The 20825-nt window shown below is 57.7% G+C and carries 18 protein-coding genes; 9 read left to right on the top strand and 9 right to left on the bottom strand.

All coding sequences use genetic code 11. The features are described 5' to 3' along the window. Positions 1-8 precede the first annotated feature (8 nt). From ACXAEW_RS00490 to folD, 9 genes are all read left to right on the top strand, one after another. Positions 9-1166, top strand: coding sequence for an energy transducer TonB (locus tag ACXAEW_RS00490; protein WP_474939435.1), 1158 nt, complete (start codon positions 9-11; stop codon positions 1164-1166). Next, positions 1163-2494, top strand: a complete 1332-nt coding sequence (tolB, locus tag ACXAEW_RS00485) for a Tol-Pal system beta propeller repeat protein TolB (protein ID WP_474939434.1) — start codon at positions 1163-1165, stop codon at positions 2492-2494. The genes ACXAEW_RS00490 and tolB overlap by 4 nt, the downstream gene beginning before the upstream one ends. Positions 2495-2614: 120 nt before the next feature. Continuing rightward, complete coding sequence (gene pal, locus ACXAEW_RS00480; protein WP_474939433.1) at positions 2615-3133, top strand: peptidoglycan-associated lipoprotein Pal; 519 nt, start codon at positions 2615-2617, stop codon at positions 3131-3133. An 11-nt stretch (positions 3134-3144) separates the two neighbouring features. Beyond that, positions 3145-3963 carry a tol-pal system protein YbgF gene (gene ybgF, locus ACXAEW_RS00475; RefSeq protein WP_474939432.1) on the top strand — a complete coding sequence of 273 codons (819 nt, stop codon included), beginning with the start codon at positions 3145-3147 and terminating at the stop codon, positions 3961-3963. Positions 3964-4022: 59 nt separating this feature from the next. Next, on the top strand, positions 4023-5249 hold the full coding sequence (tilS, locus tag ACXAEW_RS00470; protein WP_474939431.1) for a tRNA lysidine(34) synthetase TilS: 1227 nt from the start codon (positions 4023-4025) through the stop codon (positions 5247-5249). Positions 5250-5327: 78 nt separating this feature from the next. Further along, positions 5328-7241: an ATP-dependent zinc metalloprotease FtsH gene (gene ftsH / locus ACXAEW_RS00465; protein ID WP_474939430.1), complete on the top strand. Its 1914-nt coding sequence runs from the start codon at positions 5328-5330 to the stop codon at positions 7239-7241. Positions 7242-7466: 225 nt separating this feature from the next. Further along, the gene (locus tag ACXAEW_RS00460) at positions 7467-9143 is read left to right on the top strand and encodes a formate--tetrahydrofolate ligase (protein WP_474939429.1); all 1677 of its coding nucleotides are present in this window, start codon (positions 7467-7469) and stop codon (positions 9141-9143) included. Positions 9144-9217: 74 nt separating this feature from the next. Next, positions 9218-9523, top strand: a complete 306-nt coding sequence (locus ACXAEW_RS00455) for a chorismate mutase (RefSeq protein ID WP_474939428.1) — start codon at positions 9218-9220, stop codon at positions 9521-9523. Between the two features lie 33 nt (positions 9524-9556). Then, positions 9557-10459 (top strand): bifunctional methylenetetrahydrofolate dehydrogenase/methenyltetrahydrofolate cyclohydrolase FolD, encoded by a 903-nt coding sequence (gene folD / locus ACXAEW_RS00450; protein WP_474939427.1) that lies wholly within the window; start codon positions 9557-9559, stop codon positions 10457-10459. An 86-nt stretch (positions 10460-10545) separates the two neighbouring features. On the opposite strand, the gene pdeM is transcribed toward folD, so the two are convergent. From pdeM to ACXAEW_RS00405, 9 genes are all read right to left on the bottom strand, one after another. Further along, the gene (gene pdeM, locus ACXAEW_RS00445; RefSeq protein ID WP_474939426.1) at positions 10546-11196 is read right to left on the bottom strand and encodes a ligase-associated DNA damage response endonuclease PdeM; all 651 of its coding nucleotides are present in this window, start codon (positions 11194-11196) and stop codon (positions 10546-10548) included. Between the two features lie 35 nt (positions 11197-11231). Then, complete coding sequence (locus tag ACXAEW_RS00440; protein ID WP_474939425.1) at positions 11232-13649, bottom strand: ligase-associated DNA damage response DEXH box helicase; 2418 nt, start codon at positions 13647-13649, stop codon at positions 11232-11234. Positions 13650-13860: 211 nt separating this feature from the next. Beyond that, positions 13861-15168, bottom strand: coding sequence for an ATPase (locus ACXAEW_RS00435; RefSeq protein WP_474939424.1), 1308 nt, complete (start codon positions 15166-15168; stop codon positions 13861-13863). A gap of 140 nt (positions 15169-15308) precedes the next feature. Continuing rightward, positions 15309-15806, bottom strand: coding sequence for a prepilin peptidase (locus tag ACXAEW_RS00430; RefSeq protein WP_474942973.1), 498 nt, complete (start codon positions 15804-15806; stop codon positions 15309-15311). Positions 15807-15834: 28 nt separating this feature from the next. Then, complete coding sequence (locus ACXAEW_RS00425; protein ID WP_474939423.1) at positions 15835-16683, bottom strand: tetratricopeptide repeat protein; 849 nt, start codon at positions 16681-16683, stop codon at positions 15835-15837. Between the two features lie 26 nt (positions 16684-16709). After that, on the bottom strand, positions 16710-17270 hold the full coding sequence (locus ACXAEW_RS00420; RefSeq protein ID WP_474939422.1) for a tetratricopeptide repeat protein: 561 nt from the start codon (positions 17268-17270) through the stop codon (positions 16710-16712). Positions 17271-17404: 134 nt separating this feature from the next. Beyond that, on the bottom strand, positions 17405-18388 hold the full coding sequence (locus ACXAEW_RS00415; protein ID WP_474939421.1) for a type II secretion system F family protein: 984 nt from the start codon (positions 18386-18388) through the stop codon (positions 17405-17407). A 12-nt stretch (positions 18389-18400) separates the two neighbouring features. After that, positions 18401-19369 carry a type II secretion system F family protein gene (locus tag ACXAEW_RS00410; protein ID WP_474939420.1) on the bottom strand — a complete coding sequence of 323 codons (969 nt, stop codon included), beginning with the start codon at positions 19367-19369 and terminating at the stop codon, positions 18401-18403. After that, entirely contained in the window at positions 19369-20808 is a 1440-nt protein-coding gene (locus tag ACXAEW_RS00405; RefSeq protein ID WP_474939419.1) for a CpaF family protein, read from the bottom strand. The genes ACXAEW_RS00410 and ACXAEW_RS00405 overlap by 1 nt, the downstream gene beginning before the upstream one ends. Between the last annotated feature and the right edge of the window lie 17 nt (positions 20809-20825).

The raw sequence follows: 20825 nt of genomic DNA, 5'->3' as shown, positions 1-20825 counted from the left end.
CGCAACGGGTGCAGACCGGAACCAAAATTTCAGTTGCAGCACACAGTCTGTTGATGGGCTGGGTTGTCTTTGGCGCGTGGTTTCCATCAGAACCCTTGCCAAGCCAGGTTCAGGAGGTGAGCCTGATCAGTGAAGCCGAATTCGCGCGGCTGAGCCAGCAGGTTGCAGCTCCTGATGTGTCGCCCGAGCCCGCCACGCTGTCAGCGCCGGACGTGGAGAACCTGCCCGAGGTGACGCCGCCGCCCGCACAGGAGCCTGCAGAAACTGCGCCCGAACCGGTAACGCCTGGGGAGCCGGATCTTGCCGTGGAAGACAGGCCGGAACCGCTGCGGGAAAATCAGCCGGACGCGTTGACCGAAATCACCCCACCTGCGCCGGTAGAAGTGCCGGACCTGCCGTCGCCTTTACGTCCGGCGGAACGCCCCGAAGCAGGCCAGCGCGTGGACCGCGTTGCCCCTGTTCCCGTGGCACCTCCGCCGCCGGATGCCGCGCCGGATGACGTGGCCCAGCCGGAGATTGCGCCGGACGAAGGGGCCGAGACTCCGCAGGAGGCACAGGAGGCCACGGCTCCCGAAGCTGCAAGCGACCGCATCGTAACCGAAGAGAACGAGAGTGACGCGGCTGCGGCAAGCGCCGCTCCGGCGCGCTCGGTGCGGCCCAAGGCGCGCCCGCGCAGACCTGAGCCGACACCGGAACCCGCTGTGGCCGAGGCGCAGCCCGAGCCCGAGCCAGAGCCAACACCAGAGCCCGAGCGGCCTGCAGATCGGGCGGATGCGGTGGGTGATGCATTGGCCGAGGCGTTGGCAGGTGGGGCCGATGTTGAGGCACCGGAACCCTCTGGACCGCCGCTAACCTCGGGCGAGAAAGACGCGCTGAGGGTTGCGGTATCCAGTTGTTGGAATGTGGGGTCACTTTCCAGTGAGGCCCTCCGAACAACGGTGATTGTTGGTGTATCCCTGTCCGAAGAAGGTAAGCCGGAGGCCGGGAGCATTCGCATGCTTTCCAGCACCGGTGGATCGGCAACGGCCGCCAAACAAGCCTATGAGGCGGCGCGCCGGGCCATCATTCGCTGCGGGGCAAAAGGCTTTGACCTTCCCCCTGAAAAATACGCGCAGTGGCGCGATATAGAAATGACGTTCAATCCAGAAAGGATGCGCATCAGATGAGACAATTTCTGGCAGGCTTGTTGATTGGGGCCGCGGCCCTTGCGCCCGCAGGCGTTGCAATGGCGCAGGATCAAGGTGGGCCTTTGCGGATTGAAATTACCGATGGTGTCATCGAGCCTTTGCCGTTTGCCGTGCCGGATTTCGTCGCAGAGACCAGCACAGCGGCGGAACTGTCCGCCCAGATCGCGCGGGTTGTTGCCGCGGATTTGTCTGGTACGGGCCTGTTTCGTGAAATCCCCGCAAGCGCGCACATCTCGCGGATCACCGATTTTGATGCGCCGGTGCAATATGCCGATTGGAAAGCCATCAACGCGCAGGCGCTGGTGACCGGCGGCGTCAGCGTCACGGGCAGTCGGCTGACTGTTCGGTTCAACGGCTATGATGTGTTTGGCGAGAACATGCTGGGCGAAGGCTTGCAGTTCTCAGGCACCACTGATGGGTGGCGGCGCATGGCACACAAAGTCGCGGATGCGATTTACTCCCGTATTACGGGGGAAAGCGGCTATTTCGACAGCCGTGTGGTTTTTGTCAGCGAAAGCGGTCCCAAAAACGATCGGCGCAAGCGGTTGGCTGTCATGGATTATGATGGCGCAAATGTTCAGTATCTGACCAATTCTTCGGCCATTGTACTGGCACCGCGGTTTTCTCCCACGGGGGACCAGGTGCTCTACACCTCCTATGAAAGCGGATTTCCGCAGGTGCATGTGCTCGACATCGGACGGGTCCAGCGGCGCATCTTGTCGCCCAACGACGGGATCATGAGCTTTGCCCCGCGTTTTGCGCCCGACGGCAAGACTGTGGTGTTCTCTCAATCTCAGGGGGGGAATACAGACATTTACCGGATGGATATCGCCTCTGGCCGTCTGACGCGGCTGACCAGTGCGCCTTCGATTGAAACCGCGCCCTCCTTTTCGCCGGACGGCAGTCAGATTGTGTTCGAAAGCGACCGTTCGGGCAGTCAGCAGCTTTATGTCATGTCGGCCAGTGGCGGTGAGGCGCGCCGGATCAGTTTCGGCAACGGACGTTACGGCACGCCGGTCTGGTCACCGCGCGGCGATCTGGTGGCCTTTACCAAGCAGAACAAGGGCCGTTTCCATATCGGTGTGATGCGTACAGATGGCAGCGAAGAGCGTTTGTTGACGTCGTCTTTCCTGGATGAGGGACCGACCTGGTCACCGAACGGGCGTGTCATTATGTTCACGCGGGAAACACAGGGTGCAAATGGGCGCGCCACACTGTATTCCGTGGATATTTCGGGACGAAACCTGAAACCGGTGCGGACACCGGATGGGGCGTCGGACCCGGCTTGGTCGCCGTTACAGAATTGAGACAGGTCACGGCATGGAATTGTGCGCAAGACGCGCGCGCAGGATAGTTAACGGTTAGACGCTGTGTTACGGTGGGAACCAGAAGGCACAAGCGCAGGCACAAGGGTGAGGCAAATGGGCATGAGTGGCATGAAACGGGCAATCTGCCTGATCGCAGTTCTGGGGCTTTCGGCCTGCAGCAACGCAACCGGCTGGAGTGATGATGGTTTTGGCAGCGGTGGTGCGGGCGCCGGGGCGGGCGCAGGCGCCGGAGCGGGGGCTTTGTCTCCGGACAGCCCGGCATATTTTCAGCAAACCATCGGGGACCGGGTTCTGTTTGCGGTGGATCAGCATGATCTGGGCGCTGATGCCCAGGCCACTTTGGCCGCACAGGCGGGCTGGCTGAATGCAAACCCTGAATACACCATCACCATCGAAGGTCACGCGGACGAACAAGGTACACGCGAATACAACCTTGGTCTTGGGGCGCGACGTGCCAATGCGGCTCGCGAATTTTTGGTGGCAAACGGTGTTGCAGAAAGCCGGATCAAAACAGTAAGCTTTGGCAAAGAACGCCCGCTGGAAATTTGTTCGGCTGAGGCGTGTTATGCCAAAAACCGTCGTGCAGTCACTGTGATTGCAGGTGGGTTTACCAGCTAGGAGCTTTCAAAATGCGGCTGTTTCAATCTCTGGCGCTGTCGGTTTGTATTGCTATGGCAGGTCCGGTTGTCGCGCAGGACTCCGAGACGCTTGCGGATATCCGGCAGGAACTGACAGTTCTGAATGTGGAAATCCAAAAGCTCAAACGAGAGCTGTCCACCACGGGTGCTCCATCGACAAATTTGATCGGCGATACCGTGCTGGTGCGTGTTACTGCAATCGAAGAAGAGCTGCAGCGGTTGACGTCCAAAACCGAAGAGCTGGATCACCGGGTGAATAGGGTGATCACCGATGGCACCAACCGGATTGGCGACCTTGAGTTCCGTCTGGTGGAGCTGGAAGGTGGTGACATCAGCCAGCTTGGGGAGACCTCGACTTTGGGTGGGGAAGAAGCCCCTGCGGTGTCTCCGGATGTGAGTGATACCACAGTTCATTCGGACGAGTTGGCCGTCGGAGAGCGCAGCGACTTTGACGCCGCTTCCCAGGCATTGGAGCAGGGGTCCTTTGCGGATGCTGCGGAGAAGTTTGCGCTGTTCAATGAAACTTATCCCGGCAGTCCGTTGGCGACCGAGGCGGCCTTGAACCGGGGCAAGGCGTTGGACGGTCTTGGGGATACGCGGGAAGCCGCGCGGGCCTATCTCGCGGCCTTTAGCGGAAACTCGACCGGCCCCAAGGCCGCCGAAGCCCTGTTCGAATTGGGCGCGGCGCTTGGACGGCTGGATCAACAGGAACAGGCCTGCATCACGCTCAGCGAAGTTGGCGTGCGTTTTCCGGCCTCCCCAATCGTGAATGACGCGGCTGCTGAACGCGCAAAACTGTCGTGCCCCTAAGTCCGCGCCTCCCTTTCAAGAGCGAGCCTGAGGAAGGTATCGTCGCCAGGGGAAAACTGGTGTCTGCCATCAGGGCAGCGCTGCCACATCCGCCGTCTCGCGTGGGGGTGGCGGTTTCAGGTGGAAGTGATTCACTTGCCCTGTTGGTCGGGATGCACGCTGCTTTCCGTGAAGATGACGTCAAAGTCTATGTTGCAACCGTTGACCACGGCTTGCGTCCTGAAGCCGCACAAGAGGCACAGGCGGTGGCTGATTTTTGCGTTGGCCTGGGGGTCGAGCATTCTGTTTTGACCTGGGAGGACCCGGATACGCTGGGCAACCTGCAGGGGCAGGCGCGTCGTGCAAGATTTGAATTGCTGAGCGATTGGGCCCAACGAAATCTTATTCCCTTGGTCACGCTGGGCCATACCGCTGATGATCAGGCAGAGACGGTCCTGATGCGGTTGCGGCGGGAAGCCGGGGTCAATGGCTTGTCGGGAATCCCAGAGCGTAGAACCATTGCAGGGGTCGAGTTCCGTCGTCCGCTGCTGTCGTTGCGGCGCGAGGAATTGCGCAATGTGTTACGGGCCGAGGGTGTTGGCTGGATCGATGATCCAAGCAATGAAAGTGATCGGTTCGAACGTGTTCGCACACGGAAAGCGCTCGCTGTTCTAGAGGAGCTGGGGATTTGTCCGACGGCATTCTCAAACGTTGCCGACAACCTGGCGCAGGCGCGTAAGGCACTGGAATGGTACAGTTTTCTTGCGGCGCGTGAGGTGATTGAAACGCGATTCGGCGCCATTGTGATTTCACGTCGGGCTTTCCGGGTCCTGCCGATTGAAATTGCGCATCGCTTGCTGGCGGCCTCCTTGCAATGGCTGACCGGCAATGCCTATGTGCCACGCCGTCAGGCGATGGTGGACGCGCGCGCCGCGGTGCGAAACGGCGGCGCACATACTGTTGCGGGCTGCCGCATCATTATACGGGACGAGGAAGCCTGGATCTTTCGTGAGGAAAATGCGTTGCGCCATGTAGAGACAGGGCCTGGACAGACCTGGGATGGGCGCTGGCTGATTTTTGGCGGCGTTGCCAGAGAGCGCAGGATCCGGGTTCTGGGCGAAGAAGGGCTGAAACAATGCCCGGATTGGCGCGACTTAGGGTGTCCCAGAGACGTGCTGAAAAGCACGCCGGGCGTCTGGTGCAAGGACCGTTTGGTTGCAGGGCCGGTGGCGGGATTTGAAAATGGATGGACCGCAACCCTTACAAGATCCGAAGAAGCACTGTACACATCGTTTTTAACGCATTGAACCTCTGCTCAGTATCCCTATTTTAGAGACAAGGCAGGGCCGCGATCGCGTGCTTTGAAATTTTGGGAGATCTTTCCTTTGGGCAATGCAAGAAATATCGCCTTCTGGGTTGTTTTGTTTGTGCTGGTAATGGCGCTTTTCAACCTGTTCAGCGGTTCCGGCAGTACGCTGCAAAGCCGCGAGCGCACTTATAGCGACTTTGTGAGTTCCGTTGACAACGGAACCGTTGCGAGTGTGACCTTGGACGGGGAGCAAGTGCGCTATACCACCTCGGATGGCCAGAACTTTGTAACCATCAAACCGACAGATGCCGAGGTTACCTCGATGCTGATCGCGGCGGGCATTCCGGTCCGTGCCGAGAAACAGCAGCAATCGGGCATTCAGAGCTTCATCATCACGTTGTTGCCGTTCCTTCTGCTGATCGGTGTCTGGGTTTATTTCATGAACCGGATGCAGGGCGGCGGCAAAGGCGGAGCCATGGGCTTTGGCAAATCTAAAGCCAAGATGCTGACCGAAAAACACGGCCGTGTGACATTTGACGACGTGGCGGGAATCGACGAAGCCAAGGAAGAGCTGGAAGAGATCGTGGAATTCCTGCGCAACCCGCAGAAGTTCTCGCGCCTTGGGGGCAAAATCCCCAAAGGGGCATTGCTTGTTGGTCCTCCGGGCACCGGTAAAACCCTGCTGGCGCGCGCAATTGCCGGTGAGGCGGGTGTGCCGTTCTTCACCATCTCTGGTTCTGACTTTGTTGAGATGTTTGTGGGCGTCGGTGCGAGCCGCGTGCGGGACATGTTCGAGCAGGCCAAAAAGAACGCGCCCTGTATCGTTTTTATCGATGAGATTGACGCGGTGGGTCGCCATCGCGGCGCCGGCTATGGTGGTGGTAATGATGAACGCGAGCAGACCCTGAACCAGCTTCTGGTTGAAATGGACGGGTTTGAAGCAAATGAGGGCGTGATCATTCTGGCGGCGACAAACCGTCGTGATGTTCTGGATCCTGCATTGCTGCGTCCCGGACGTTTTGACCGCAATGTCACCGTCGGAAATCCTGACATCAAGGGCCGCGAAAAGATTCTGGGCGTGCATGCGCGCAAGACACCGTTGGGCCCGGATGTGGATCTGCGCATTATCGCGCGGGGTACGCCGGGGTTCTCGGGTGCGGATCTTGCCAATCTTGTGAACGAAGCCGCCTTGATGGCTGCACGTGTCGGACGCCGCTTTGTGACCATGGAAGACTTCGAAAATGCGAAGGATAAGGTCATGATGGGGGCGGAGCGCCGCTCGATGGTTCTGACCCCGGAACAGAAAGAGATGACAGCCTATCACGAGGCAGGTCACGCGCTGGTTGGTCTGCTGCTTCCCAAGTGCGATCCGGTCTATAAGGCGACAATCATTCCGCGCGGCGGTGCCTTGGGTATGGTGATGAGCCTGCCGGAAATGGATCGGCTGAACTGGCACAAGGATGAATGTGAGCAGAAGCTGGCAATGACCATGGCGGGCAAGGCGGCTGAGATCCTGAAATACGGTGAAGAGCATGTCTCGAATGGCCCTGCGGGTGACATTCAGCAGGCCAGCCAGCTGGCGCGTGCGATGGTGTTGCGCTGGGGTATGTCGGATAGGGTCGGCAATATCGACTATGCCGAAGCGCATGAAGGTTATTCGGGCAATACAGCAGGCTTCTCGGTCTCGGCGAACACAAAAGAGTTGATTGAAGATGAGGTAAAACGCTTCATTGAGGATGCTTTTGTGCAGGCGCGTGAGATTATTGACAACAACAAGGACGAGTTCGAACGACTGGCACAGGGGCTTTTGGAATATGAGACCCTGACCGGCGAGGAAATCAGACGTGTTATGCGCGGCGAGCCTCCGCATGCAGGTGACGATGAAGATGACGGTGCCGACGAGGGCAAATCATCAGTCACGGCGATTCCTAAGGCGAAGTCCAAGAAAAGCTCTCCGGATGGAGATATGGAGCCGGAACCGACCAGCTGATCGCTTGGAATACTGTTGTAGAATGGGAAACCCCGCGCATTTGCGCGGGGTTTTCTGTTTGAGCCGCATCAGCCGCCTGCGCGGCAGATGCGGCAGTGGGTGACGGGATCTGTTGTTTCGGTGACGGATTGAGTTGCGCGCGATGGGGCGAATGGGGCTATTGATTTCCCATACGTCTGGGTCATGCTGCCATTGCGCAAAAAACAAAGTATTCGGGATCGTATCATGAGCCAGATGTCAGACATTGAGATTGCCCGCAAGGCGGTCAAGAAACCCATTGTGGAAATCGGTGCAAAACTTGGGATCACCTCTGAAGATCTGATCCCTTATGGCCATGACAAGGCAAAGGTCAGTCAGCGCTTTGTCGAGGGTGTCAAGGAACGTAAAAGCGGCAAACTGATCCTTGTGACGGCGGTAAGCCCGACACCGGCAGGGGAGGGCAAGACCACCACCACAGTTGGCCTTGGCGATGGGCTGAACCGTATTGGCAAGAACGCAATGATATGTATTCGCGAAGCCTCATTAGGGCCGAACTTCGGGATGAAAGGTGGTGCGGCCGGCGGAGGCTATGCTCAGATTGTGCCGATGGATGATATGAACCTGCATTTTACTGGGGATTTTCATGCGATTACTGCGGCGCATTCCCTGCTTTCGGCAATGATCGACAACCATATCTATTGGGGCAATGAACTGGACATCGACACGCGCCGTGTCGTTTGGCGTCGTGTTGTAGATATGAATGACCGCGCCCTGCGGCAGATCACGGTCTCTTTGGGGGGCGTGTCGAATGGGTTCCCGCGTGAGGCCGGTTTCGACATTACTGTGGCGTCTGAGGTGATGGCGATCCTGTGCCTGGCGCGGGATCTCTCTGATCTGGAAGAGCGGTTGGGGCGGATTATTGTCGCCTATCGCCGGGATAAAACCCCGGTCTATGCGCGTGATCTCAAGGCGCAGGGGGCGATGACGGTGCTTTTGAAAGACGCGTTGCAGCCCAATCTTGTTCAGACGCTGGAGCACACCCCTGCCTTTGTGCATGGGGGGCCGTTTGCAAATATTGCCCATGGTTGCAATTCAGTGGCGGCGACGGCCACCGCGCTGAAACTGGCGGATTACGTGGTGACAGAAGCCGGTTTTGGTGCGGATCTTGGTGCTGAAAAATTTATGAACATCAAATGCCGAAAGGCGGGTCTTGCGCCTGCTGCGGTTGTCATCGTTGCCACGGTTCGTGCGCTCAAGAAGAACGGGGGTGTTGCCAAGGGAGACCTTGGGCGTGAGGACGTTGCGGCGGTCAAACGGGGCTGTGCCAACCTTGGGCGCCATATCGAGAATATGAAGAGCTTTGGCGTGCCGGTGGTTGTGGCGATCAACCATTTTGTTGCGGACACCGATGGCGAGGTCAAAGCGGTGCAGGCCTATGCAGACGGGCATGGTGTCGAGGCGATTGTATCCCGTCATTGGGCTGATGGGGGCGCTGGGGCGCAGGGGCTGGCTCAGAAAGTTGTGGAGCTTGCCGAAAGCGGGGCAGGCACTTTTGCACCGCTTTACCCGGACAAGATGCCGCTCTTTGAGAAGATCGAGACAATTGCCAAACGTATTTATCGCGCAGATGAGGTTTCGGCGGATGCAAAGATCCGGACCCAGTTGAAGGAATGGGAAGACGCTGGTTATGGGGAACTGCCGGTCTGTATGGCCAAGACGCAGTATTCTTTTTCGGCGGATCCGAATTTGCGCGGTGCGCCGACAGGGCACTCCGTGCCCGTACGGGAGGTGCGTTTGTCAGCTGGTGCGGGGTTTATTGTCGCAATCTGTGGTGAGATTATGACCATGCCCGGCCTGCCGCGTCACCCGGCTGCGGAATCGATCCACCTGAATGACAAAGGGGAGATCGAAGGCTTGTTCTGAGACAGAAATTGCGTCATCTGCAGGCGCGGGATTTAACACGATCGGCCCCCGTGCCGACTGCAGGAGAGATGCATATGACCACCCCCGTATTGCCGCAGGACTGCACAGATATGGTAGAGCTGCGAGAACAGATTGATCGTCTGGATATTGCGCTGGTGGAAATGTTGGTCAAACGGGCGGGGTATATTGATCGGGCAATCGAGCTGAAGAGCGAAAACGGTTGGCCTGCGCGCATCCCCGAACGGGTGGAAGAGGTGATTGAGAATGTGGGTCGCGAGGCGGATGTCAGGGGGCTGGACCCTGAGTTGGCAAAAGCCCTGTGGCGCCAGTTGGTAGATTGGTCGATCCTGCGCGAGGCGCAGGTGATCCGGGAAGAGTGAGGGCGCGCGCGCCCGGCAAGAAAGGACAAGGAAATGGCAGCAACTCTTATTGACGGCAAGGCCTTTGCCGCGAAGGTACGCGGGCAGGTGGCAGAACATGTGGTGCGCCTGAAAGAAGAATACGGGATCACGCCCGGTCTGGCCGTGGTGCTGGTGGGAGAAGATCCGGCCAGCCAGGTTTATGTGCGCTCCAAGGGCAAGCAGACCGTCGAAGTGGGCATGAATTCTTTTGAACATAAGCTGGATGTGCAAACCTCCGAAGCGGATCTGTTGAAGCTGATTGATCAGTTGAACAACGACCCGACGGTGCACGGCATTCTGGTTCAGTTGCCGTTGCCCGGACATCTGAATGAGGATCTGGTGATCAACTCCATCTCTCCTGAAAAGGATGTCGATGGGTTCCACATTTCCAACGTCGGTCTTCTGGGGACAGGTCAGAAGAGCATGGTCCCCTGTACGCCTTTGGGCTGTTTGATGATGCTGCGGGATCACCACGGTAGCCTGTCGGGCATGGATGCGGTTGTGATTGGCCGCTCGAACATCGTCGGAAAGCCGATGGCGCAGCTGTTGCTGGGGGATAGCTGCACAGTGACCATCGCGCATTCTCGGACCAAGGATCTGCCGGATGTGGTGCGCCGTGCGGATATCGTGGTGGCAGCCGTTGGGCGCCCGGAGATGGTTCCAGGTGACTGGATCAAGGAAGGCGCCACCGTGATCGACGTGGGCATCAATCGGATTGATGCGCCTGAAAAAGGTGAGGGAAAGACCCGCCTGGTCGGGGACGTCCATTTTGAAAGCGCAGCCGCACGAGCCGGTGCGATTACGCCGGTTCCGGGTGGTGTGGGTCCGATGACCATTGCCTGTCTTTTGGCCAATACAGTCACCGCATGCTGCCGGGCCAATAACCTAGCAGAGCCCGAGGGTTTGACAGCCTAAGCGGCAGAGAGCCTGTCTGCTGTTGGATTTTAAGTATTTTTGAAAAGATGAAAGGGCTGTTCCGAAGGGTGCGGCCCTTTTGATTTTTACCGCGGCATCGGAACAGGCAAGGGGCAGGGGCCAGTCAGAATAGCCAGGGCCTGAGGTCCCATCATCGTGCTGAGGATTGGGCTGGTGCAGTTCAGCCCGCCCGTATAGGTGCCAAAGGCGGGCAGGATGACCCGTTTCTGGTCCACCAGAAAAGCAGGCCGCGATGTGGTGCGGATGCGGGCTTTGGGGTGGTAGTGGCCGGAGATCTCGCCCGTTCCAGTGGGATCTGCAATGTGGCGAAAGGTCAGTGGACCGAACCGGAGCGTCCGATGGTGTTCCCCGCCGAACTGCGTCGGAGCCGGATCATGGTTCCCCTCAATCCAGATCCAACGCCGACCATTCATCAAATCCTGCAGCACATCGCGAATGCCATCTGTGACAGCGTCCGCAGCTTCCATATCGTCAAACGTGTCGCCCAGACATATCACTGTCTGCGGCCTGTGTTGGGCGATCAGGTCCCTAAGGCGGTTCAGCGTGTCCTCGTTTTCATAGGGTGGGAGCTGCCCGCCGCCACGGCGCGCGTATCGTTCCGATTTCCCCAGATGAAGATCCGAGACGCATAACATCTGTTCCGCCGCCCACCAGAGGGCACCCTGGCCAAGTGCGGTGAGCGTGGTGCCTGTAAACGAGAAGTCAAAGCCGGTCATACTGCGGTCTTATGCGGGTTGGTTTGGGCTGGCAATCAGGAGGGGAGTGCGGCAAGGCCGGATTTCTGCATCAGGGCCTCGGTTTCCCGCTGCAGGAGCTTTTCCTCGGCCGCGCCTTTGACCGGAACTTTGCCGATTTCCAGCAGAAGGGGGGCAGCCAAAGGTGTGATCCGGTCCAGTTGGCGATGGGTTATGCGGCCCTGAATGCGGTTCAGAAGATCCTCGATGCGGCCAAAATCCACAAGGCCGCGCATGGCCTCGTCCCGTGTGACTTTGAGTAGCAGATGGTCGGGGTCATATTTGCGCAGAGTGTCATAAAGGATATCCGAGGAAAACGTCGCCTGCCGTCCGTTTTTGCGCCCTCCCGGTTGGTTGCGTTCGATCAGCCCGGCAATAGTTGCCACGGCACGGAAGCTGCGTTTCATGACTTGATTGCCCGCCAGCCAGCCTTCGAGCCCGTCACGCAGCCCATCAGGGTCCAAGAGCGGAGCAGGGTCCAGGACCGGCTCCAGCCCCCAGATGAGCGTGGCATAATCCGTTGCAACAAAGCCCAAGGGATCCAGGTTCAGCTCCTCCATACGTTTGGTCAGCAACAGCCCAAGGGTCTGCTGGGCATTGCGTCCGGCAAAGCCATAGAGACAGGAATAGGCGCGCCCCTCGTGCGGGAAGCTCTCAAACAGCAGGTGGCCTGCACGGGGCAATTCCGAGACCTTGCGCTGAAGGTGTAGCCAATCGGCGGTATGGTGCGGCAGGTCCGGCCAGCTGTCTTGTTGGAACATCTGCAGGATGCGCTGGCTAAGCTGGGTGGAGGTTGCGAATTTGGTGCCAGAGAACACTGCGACTTTGGGTTTTTTGGTGGCGTTGCGTGATACTTCGACGGTCATGTCGCGCAGGCCCTCATAGCGGACAATACGACCGCCCATCAGGAAGTTGTCACCCTGTGTCAGAGAGGCGGCAAATGCCTCCTCGACTTCTCCGAGTGGTTTACCGCCGCGACTGTGTTTCAGGCGGACTTTCAAAAGATCTGCGTCCTGAATAGTGCCGAGGTTCATGCGGATGCGGGCAGCAGCGCGGGGATCTCTCAACTGCCAGCTGCCGTCTGCTTGCTTGATCAGTCGTTGCCATTGATCATAGGCCCTGAGCGCATAGCCACCGGTGGCACAAAACGCCAGGCAGGCGTCAAATTCGCTGCGGGGCAGGGCGGCGTAATCGCCGGCGGTTGTAACCTCATTATAGAGAGAATCGGCGTCAAACGGACCGGCGCAGGCGGTGATCAGAATATGCTGGCACAGGACATCATAGGGGCCTTGGTGGCGGGCATCTCCGTCCAGGTCACCGGCCTGAACCGCTTGGAGCGCGGCGAGGCATTCCACAACCTCAAATCGGTTTGCAGGGACCAAAAGCGCCTTTGACGGGGCGTTGTAGCGATGGTTTGCGCGACCAATGCGTTGGACGAGGCGTTTTACATTCTTGGGGGCGCCGATCTGGATCACCAGATCCACGTCACCCCAGTCGATACCAAGGTCAAGCGAGCCGGTACAGACCACGGCGCGGAGCTTGCCGTCCACCATGGCCTGTTCCACGCGCTCCCGCGGCACCCGGTCCAGGGAGCCGTGGTGGATGGCAATGGGCAGACCGTCGTCATTGGCAAGCCAGAGGTTGTGAAAGAAGATCTCGGCCTGGGCGCGCGTGTTGTGAAAGATCAGAGTAGTTTTATGGCGTTTAACCTGCTCCAGAACCGCAGGAATTGCATAGGCTGCCCCACCTCCAGCCCAAGGCGGGGGAGCGTCTATGTCCAGCATAGCGATGTTCGGGGCTGGCCCCGGGTCCGCCTGAACAATGTCACAGGGATCTGGATGGCGAGCCAGCATCTGAGCGATGGCGTGTGGGTCATCCACGGTGGCGGAGAGGCCGACGCGGCAAAGGCTGGGGCAGAGTGTCTGAAGACGGGCCAGGGTCAGCATCAACTGATCGCCCCGTTTGCTTTCTGCCAAGGCATGGATTTCGTCAATGATGACCCGCTTCAGCCCTTTGAAGGTGCGCGCGGCATCTGGGTAAGAGATCAGCAGAGCCAGGCTCTCAGGGGTAGTCAGCAGGATATGGGGTGGGTCCGCGCGCTGACGCTTTTTGCGGCTGGCTGGTGTGTCCCCAGTTCTGTCGTCGATGCGGATGGGCAGGCCGATATCATCCACAGGGGTGCGAAGGTTGCGTTTGATATCCGCCGCAAGTGCTTTCAGCGGAGAGATATAAAGCGTGTGCAGCCCGTCGTGGGGAGTGGTGGCAAGGTCTGCAAGAGTGGGCAGGAACCCAGCCATTGTTTTTCCCCCGCCCGTTGGGGCAATGAGGAGCGTGGCGGGTTCTGCCGAACGCGTCAACATTGCCTGCTGGTGGGGATGGATGGTCCAACCTCTCGAGGTGAACCAGTTTGTGATACAATCGGGTATACTGCACATGTTCTCTGTTTAGTCCATTGTGCAGCTTTGGCAAAACGCAAAAACTCCCGCGCCCGCAGATGACTTTGCCAAGGCAAAGTGCCCCTTGGCGGCCTTGGGCATGGCAGCCTGCCTTTCAGGCAGGCTGCGGCACCGCGCAAAAGCGTGGTGCCCGGCCCAACGGGAGCGGATCATATAGCATATGATCTGGCGACGGGCGGGAGCGCTTCGCTTACTTCACAATTTTCTCGTCTTTGACGAACATATTGGCCCAGGCACGGTTGATCAAATCCGGTGACATTTGGTAGGGGATGCCTTCGAACTCGCAAATCGCAATCATCTGATCGATCAGAAAAACCGGCTGATAGTTCGCGTAGATGTTGTCGATTGTCGGGTATTTGTTGCGCAACAGGTGAACCAGAGCAGCCTCATCCAGCGGCATGCCTTTCTTGCGGGCCACCAGGGAAAAGATTTTTAGGAAGTTCTCCTGGTTCGGCCCATCAATTTTGATCTTGAAGAAGATCCGGCGCAGGGCCGCCTGGTCAAAGATTTCATTCGGGTGGAAGTTGGTTGAAAAGATCACCAGAGTGTCAAAAGGCACCTCAAACTTTTCACCTGATTGCAGCGCCAGAATGTCCCGGCTTTCTTCCAGCGGTACAATCCAGCGGTTCACCAGTGCCTGTGGCGGCTCTGCCTGGCGACCAAGGTCATCGACAATGAATATCCCACCGGTGGACTTTAACTGCAGCGGCGCCTGATAGGTCCGCGCTGTGGGGTTGTAGACCAGGTCCAGCATCGACAATGACAGCTCGCCGCCCGTCACAACGGTTGGGCGTTCACATCTCACATAACGGCTGTCAAAGCGTTTTACCCGGCGCAACTGGGTCGGATCATCCGCCTCTTCCTGAATTGCGTTATGCACAATCGGGTCATAGACCGTGATCACCTGGCCTGCGTATTCGATAGCGCGCGGTACATAGACATGATCCCCCAACGCATCCCGGATCCCATTGGAGATCGAGGATTTACCATTGCCGGGAGGACCATACATCAGGATTGAGCGACCCGCGCTGACGGCTGGTCCCAGCTGATCAAGCAACATGTCGGGCAGGATCAGATGCCCCATGGCAGAGGTCAGCTGCTGGCGCGTCACCAGGATGTTACGGATGGACTGGCGCTCTACCTGTTCGCGGTAAACATCCAATGGAACCGGCATCGCGCCGAAATACTCTGACTGGCTCAGCGCGTCCAATGCACGGGCCTTTCCCGCATCGGTGAGCTGGTATCCCATCTCATTGCCGTTATTGGCGTTTAGCGTCCCCGTGGCCTCCAGAAGCTTCTGCTCGCGTGCCATGTCGATCAGCTCTTGCGTCACGGATGAGGGGAGGCATACGGCCTCTGCAACTTCGCTGACCACATCTACGTTCTTTCGGAACATCGTCTTCAGCAGAATGTCCCGCATCATCACAATGGGCAGGCGCATCTGCGCGAGCCCTTTGGGCGCGGGAGGAGCCACGACGGGGGAAGCGTGCATATTCATCTGAGCGAACCTGTCTGTTGTCTTAGACGGTTGCCGGATAGAGCACCGCCGTATGAGACAACAGATTATTCAGGACTATGGCAACAGAGCGGCATATTTGGCTCGAAAACCGGTCCAACGTCAAAAAAAACGAAGGATAATTATTGGCCATAAAACGCGGCAAGCAGAAGGTAGATCGCCAATGTGCCGCCAAGGCACAGGCCCATAGGGAATTTGGATCCGACGGACCAGCTCTTCCATTCCGGAGCAAGTCTGCGCAGACCGGTGTGCTTAGCCAGACGGTGGGTTGCAAATCCGGCAAGCAAGTTCACCGTGAACAGGATCAAGATCAGCCTCAGGTCTGCAAATGCAACAAAAGGCGCAGCGGCACCGGCGAATTTTGCATCCCCCGCGCCAACAGCGCCCCCGGCATAAAACAAGAACCCAATTGCTACGCCGATTGGCAAGTGGAGAAGTTGCCACCCGTAGGCCGACCATGTTGGCAGCGCAATCAGGCCCACAACGACAAACGTGGCGGCCAGGAGGTCGACACACCAGTTGGGAATACGCATGCCACGCAGGTCTGAATGCGCAACGATCATGCATAAGGGCAGCACAAAGGGCAGGTACCACCATGCGGCCCGTGCAGGCAGCTGCACATTGGCCACAAAATCAACAAAGGTCACTTCAGCCCCCTTCGAGCGTCTTCAGAGCACGGGCTGCTTCTTCGAAGTGTTGCGGGTGGGTGGCGACGGCTTCGCGTAGCAACCCTTTGCCGGTTTCCACATCCCCTTGCTTCACCGCCGACAGGCCCAAGGTGTTCAAAAGCAAAGCGCGTTCGGTCTGGGTCATCGGCACATTAGGGATGCTGTATTTTCGTTGCGCGCCGCGGGCCAGAACCAGGTTGTTCTTGGCCGTGAACAGATTTTGGTCTTGGCGCAGTGCATCGGTAAAGAGCTTTTCGGCTTCAACAAACTGGCCGCGTGTCAACTTCGAATAGCCCCAATTGTTCAGAACCCGCGCAGGTTTTGTCGTCAGGCCAACGGCTGTTTCATAAAAACTGTCCGCGCGTTTCCAGTCCTGGTTCGCATCCGCGACCAAAGCCTCCAGACGATAACGCTGATACGTTTCCACTGTCGGCGGAACTGAATCCAATGTTGTTTTGGCCTTGTCCCAATTGTTGGTGCGGATCTGTGCATCCGCAAGGCCAAGTTTGTCCTGGCTGGTGGCCCCCTCCATTGACACCACGCGCTGCCATGCGTTGACCCCTTCGGCATTACGCTTGGCGCGGATCAGGGAGCTTGCCAGACCGCGCTGGAGATCAATGCGGTCCGGTGCCTGTTGGCTTGCGCGGGAAAAGTAATTCACCGCCTCGTTCGGGTCGGCAACCGTCAGATAAACGTCGTTGAGATTGGTTTCGTCGATAACGTTGAGATCTTCGAGAGCCTCATCCACATCGAGTTTCTCACCTGGGGCACAGGCCGACAGACCTATAGCGGCGATCAGACATGCCGATAGCACAAGATGCTGGCGCATGGGGTGCGTCCTTTTACTGCTCAGACTTATGGTGTTCTGCGCAGAAGGTAACTGCCCCCGCCGCGCTGCACCAATTTATAGGGTTCGTCTTCTTGCGGCTCACTATGCTGTGTTGCGTCCAATTTTACGAGTGCCACACGCAAATTTTCCAAAATTGCGTCACTTTCGCCATTATCCAGGGCCACTGCGCGGCGCAGATATTGTTCAGCCTCAGCGTATTTCTGTCTTTCCATCAAAACAACGCCCAGGTTGTTCAGGCTTTCGGGCCAGTCCGGCTGTTTCTCCACGGACGCTCTGAGCAGTTCTTCGGCCTGTCCCAATCGCCCCAGCCCCAGATTCGCGGTGCCGAGGCTGGAGAGAATTTCTGGTGTCAGGCCAAGGTCGACTGCGGCCCGTGTGAAGCTCTCATAAGCAAGCTGGTATTCGCCGGCGGCCAACAGGCGATGACCTGCGGCTAAGGGGTCTGCGTTTTCTTTGCGGATGTCGATGCCCGGCGCCCAGGGGTTGTCCGGCAATTCCGTGAAGTCAGAGCGTGAGCACGCTGCAAGACCAGAAAGGAGAAGTATCCAAAAGAGCTGACGGGTCATTATTCGCAACGTTAAGAGCATGTACTGTGTTCGCTCTATGTTTAGGCTGGAAAACGACCCCCTGCAAAGGGGCAATATGCAAAAAAACCGCGCCTGGTTGAGGCGCGGCTTTGTAAAAGTCGTGGTCTTTGGTGTTACCCGGACCCCGGCACGCTGCCAAGGTTGGTGACGTTCTGCATCGACGGCCCGATTAGAATGATCAGCAAGGGGGGAACCGTGAGTATCATCGTGGCGAGGGTCATTTTGACGGGCAGCTTGTTGGCAGCCTCCTCAGCGCGCATCACACGTTTGTCCCGCATTTCGCCGGCATACACGCGCAGCGCTTCTGCGATGGAGGTACCGAAGGTTTGAGACTGGATCATCACCGTGGTGAAGGACGCAATGTCCTGAACGCCGCATCGCGTACCCATATCCCGCAGGACGCGTTCTTTGTCTTTACCGGCTTTCATTTCCTGGGAGACGATCTGAAACTCTTCGGAAAGAGCCGGGTAGGAGGCCTGCAGTTCAGCAGCCACACGAATAATGGATTGTTCCAGCGATTGGCCGGCTTCGACGCAGACCAGCATCATGTCCAACGCATCTGGAAAGCCCTTGGTGATCTCTTTCTTGCGCTCTTCCACACGCCGGGTAACCCAGTATTTGGGCAGAAAATAGGCTGCGCCGCCTGGGCCGAGAATACGGATGGCCATCTGTTGGCTGTCATATTCAATGTCGGCGTTCAGGACATACACAAAGGCCAGACCCAGGCCCAGGCCGATCAGCCCCAGCACCATCTGGGCGAAGAAATAGATCCGAACCGCATCACGGGAGTGATAGCCCGCCTGACGCAGTTTGAGCTCCATCGCCGACAATTCCTCGGCGTTTTGTGGTTCCAGAAAGGACGCAAATTTTTGAAGTTGCTCATTCCGGTTGGATTGACGCAGGCGTTCGCGTTGTTGTTTCGGGTTTTTGCCGGCAATGTCGCGTTGCAGCTTTTTCAGAGGATCTTCCCGCTGGTTCAGCATCATAAATGCGGCAACCAGAACACAGACCAGGCCAAGGCCACCGATGGCGATCAGCGGGCCGAGTTCTCCGAACCTCTGGATCAATGCGTTTTGTAAGGTGTTGAGAAATTCCACGAAACTCGCTCCTTACACTTCGATATTGGTCAGCATGCGCATGACAAAAAGGTTCACGGTCAGCATGCCGCCTACAATAAAACAGGCGGGAATGAACCAGGGGTGATCCATGACACCATCATAGTAATGGGGGTCGTTGATCAGGATCACCATCAATACCACCAACGGGAAAGCGGACAGGAACCGACCAGACCATTGGGCTTCGGCGGTGATCGCCTTTACACGGCGAAACAGTCGGAAGCGGGCGCGGATTACCTTGGCCAGACCAGCAAGAACCTCGGCTAGGTTACCGCCTGATTGCTGTTGGATGGTCACGGCAACGGCCAGAAAGCGCATATCCTGAATGCCAAGGCGTTCCGCCATATCTTTGAGAGCCTCGCCCACGTCGCGCCCATAGGCGCTTTCGTCTGCGATGATGCCAAACTCGGTGGCCAGCGGGTCTTCGACTTCTTTTGCAACGATCTGCACAGCCGATGAAAACGGGTGGCCGACGCGCAGCGAACGCACCATAAGCTCAACAGCATCCGGCAATTGCTCTTCGATCATGGCGATGCGTTTCTTTGCCTTGCTGTTGACCCAGAAAAATACCGCGCCCACGCCAATCACAATCGCGCCGAGAACCCGAAGCTGCAACGCTGCGCCAGTGCCGACACTCAGACCCAGAAATGCCAGAACGCTGACACCGGCCATGATCATCAAAAGTTGCTTGGGGGTAAATGCAATCGCGGCCTTTTGGGCGCGTTCGGCCAAAAGCGAATAAAGCGGGATCGACTTCGAGTTCATGTGCTGGCTCATCTCCTTGCGGAGTTGTTCCAGAACCTGTTCGCGGTTGCCGCCTTTTTCGAGCATTTCAAGGCGGCGGTTCACCTTGCTGTTCAGGCTGATGGACTTGCCAAAGCTGACAAGATAGACCCCTTCGACCAGTGCAAGCACCGCAAGAAAGATCAGACCGTAAAGGATGGGTTCGATGGGCAGTTGCATCAGAAGCTCTCCATCGTGGTTGGTTCATAAATCGCGGCGGGCAAGTCATAGCCCCACAAACGGAACCGTTCCGAGAAGTTTGAACGCACGCCTGTAGCCGTGAAATGGCCGATGATCTTGTTGTCGGGGGTCAGCCCAACACGCTGATAGCGGAAGATTTCTTGCATGGAGATCACGTCGCCTTCCATACCGGTGATTTCCGTGATGGACGTCATCCGGCGCGAACCATCCTGCAGACGCGAGGCCTGCACGATGACATTCACAGCCGATGAAATCTGGCTGCGGACGGCTTTGATCGGCATTTCGATCCCAGCCATGGCAATCATGTTTTCCAGTCGGGATACTCCATCGCGCGCCGAGTTTGCGTGGATTGTGGTCATGGATCCATCGTGGCCCGTGTTCATGGCCTGCAACATGTCGATGACCTCCTCGCCGCGTGTTTCACCCACGATGATGCGATCCGGGCGCATCCGCAGGGCGTTTTTCAGACAGTCCCGAGGGGAAACCTCACCTTTGCCTTCGACGTTTGGAGGACGGCTTTCCATCCGGCCCACATGGGTCTGCTGGAGCTGAAGTTCGGCGGTATCCTCGATTGTGAGGATACGTTCTGAGTTGTCGATGAAGGAGGACAGCGCGTTTAGCGTGGTCGTTTTACCGGAACCGGTACCGCCCGAAACAATCACATTCAGACGGGTCGCCACGGCGGCCTGAAGATAGGCGGCCATTTCTTCCGTGAAAGCGCCGAAATTGACCAGGTCGTCGATCCCCAGCTTGTCCTTTTTGAATTTCCGGATCGAGACCAGAGACCCGTCGACCGCAATTGGCGGGACCATGGCGTTAAAGCGCGACCCGTCCTGCAGACGGGCGTCCACATAGGGGTTGCTTTCGTCCACACGACGTCCCACGGCCGATACGATCTTGTCGATGATCCGCATCAGGTGCCGTTCATCTTTGAACGTGATGTCCGACAATTCCAGCTTGCCGCCGCGTTCGATAAAGATCTGCTGTGGCCCGTTTACAAGAATATCGCTGACCGTTTCATCCTGAAGGAGCGTTTCCAGCGGGCCAAGGCCGGTAACCTCGTCATAGAGTTCCTTGTTCAGGGTTTGCCGGTCCTCGCGGTTGAGAACGATACCCTTTTCGGACAGGATTTCAGTTGCGATGGCTGAAATTTCGGTCCGCAGGTCCTTTTCGCTGGCATGCTCCAAGGCGCTGAGGTTGAGGTTTTCCAACAATTCGCGGTGAAGCTCGACCTTGATCTGCCCCAACCGCTCCTTGCGTTTGCGTTCCTTGTCGGCAGGCGCAGATTGTGCGGCGGATTTGACCGGCGCAGGCTTTCGAAAGGAAGGTTGACTTGGCTTGGCGTCTGGGGTTGGCGTTGCTTTGGGAGCCGCTTTTACCGGCTGCGCCGAAGCATTCTTTTTATATCGCGAAAACATTGGTCACCTTAAAAAAT

Source organism: Epibacterium sp. ABZ3_068 (assembly GCF_056159265.1).
Note: the sequence above shows the minus strand (reverse complement) of the source record. Positions and strands in the feature narration are given on the sequence as shown.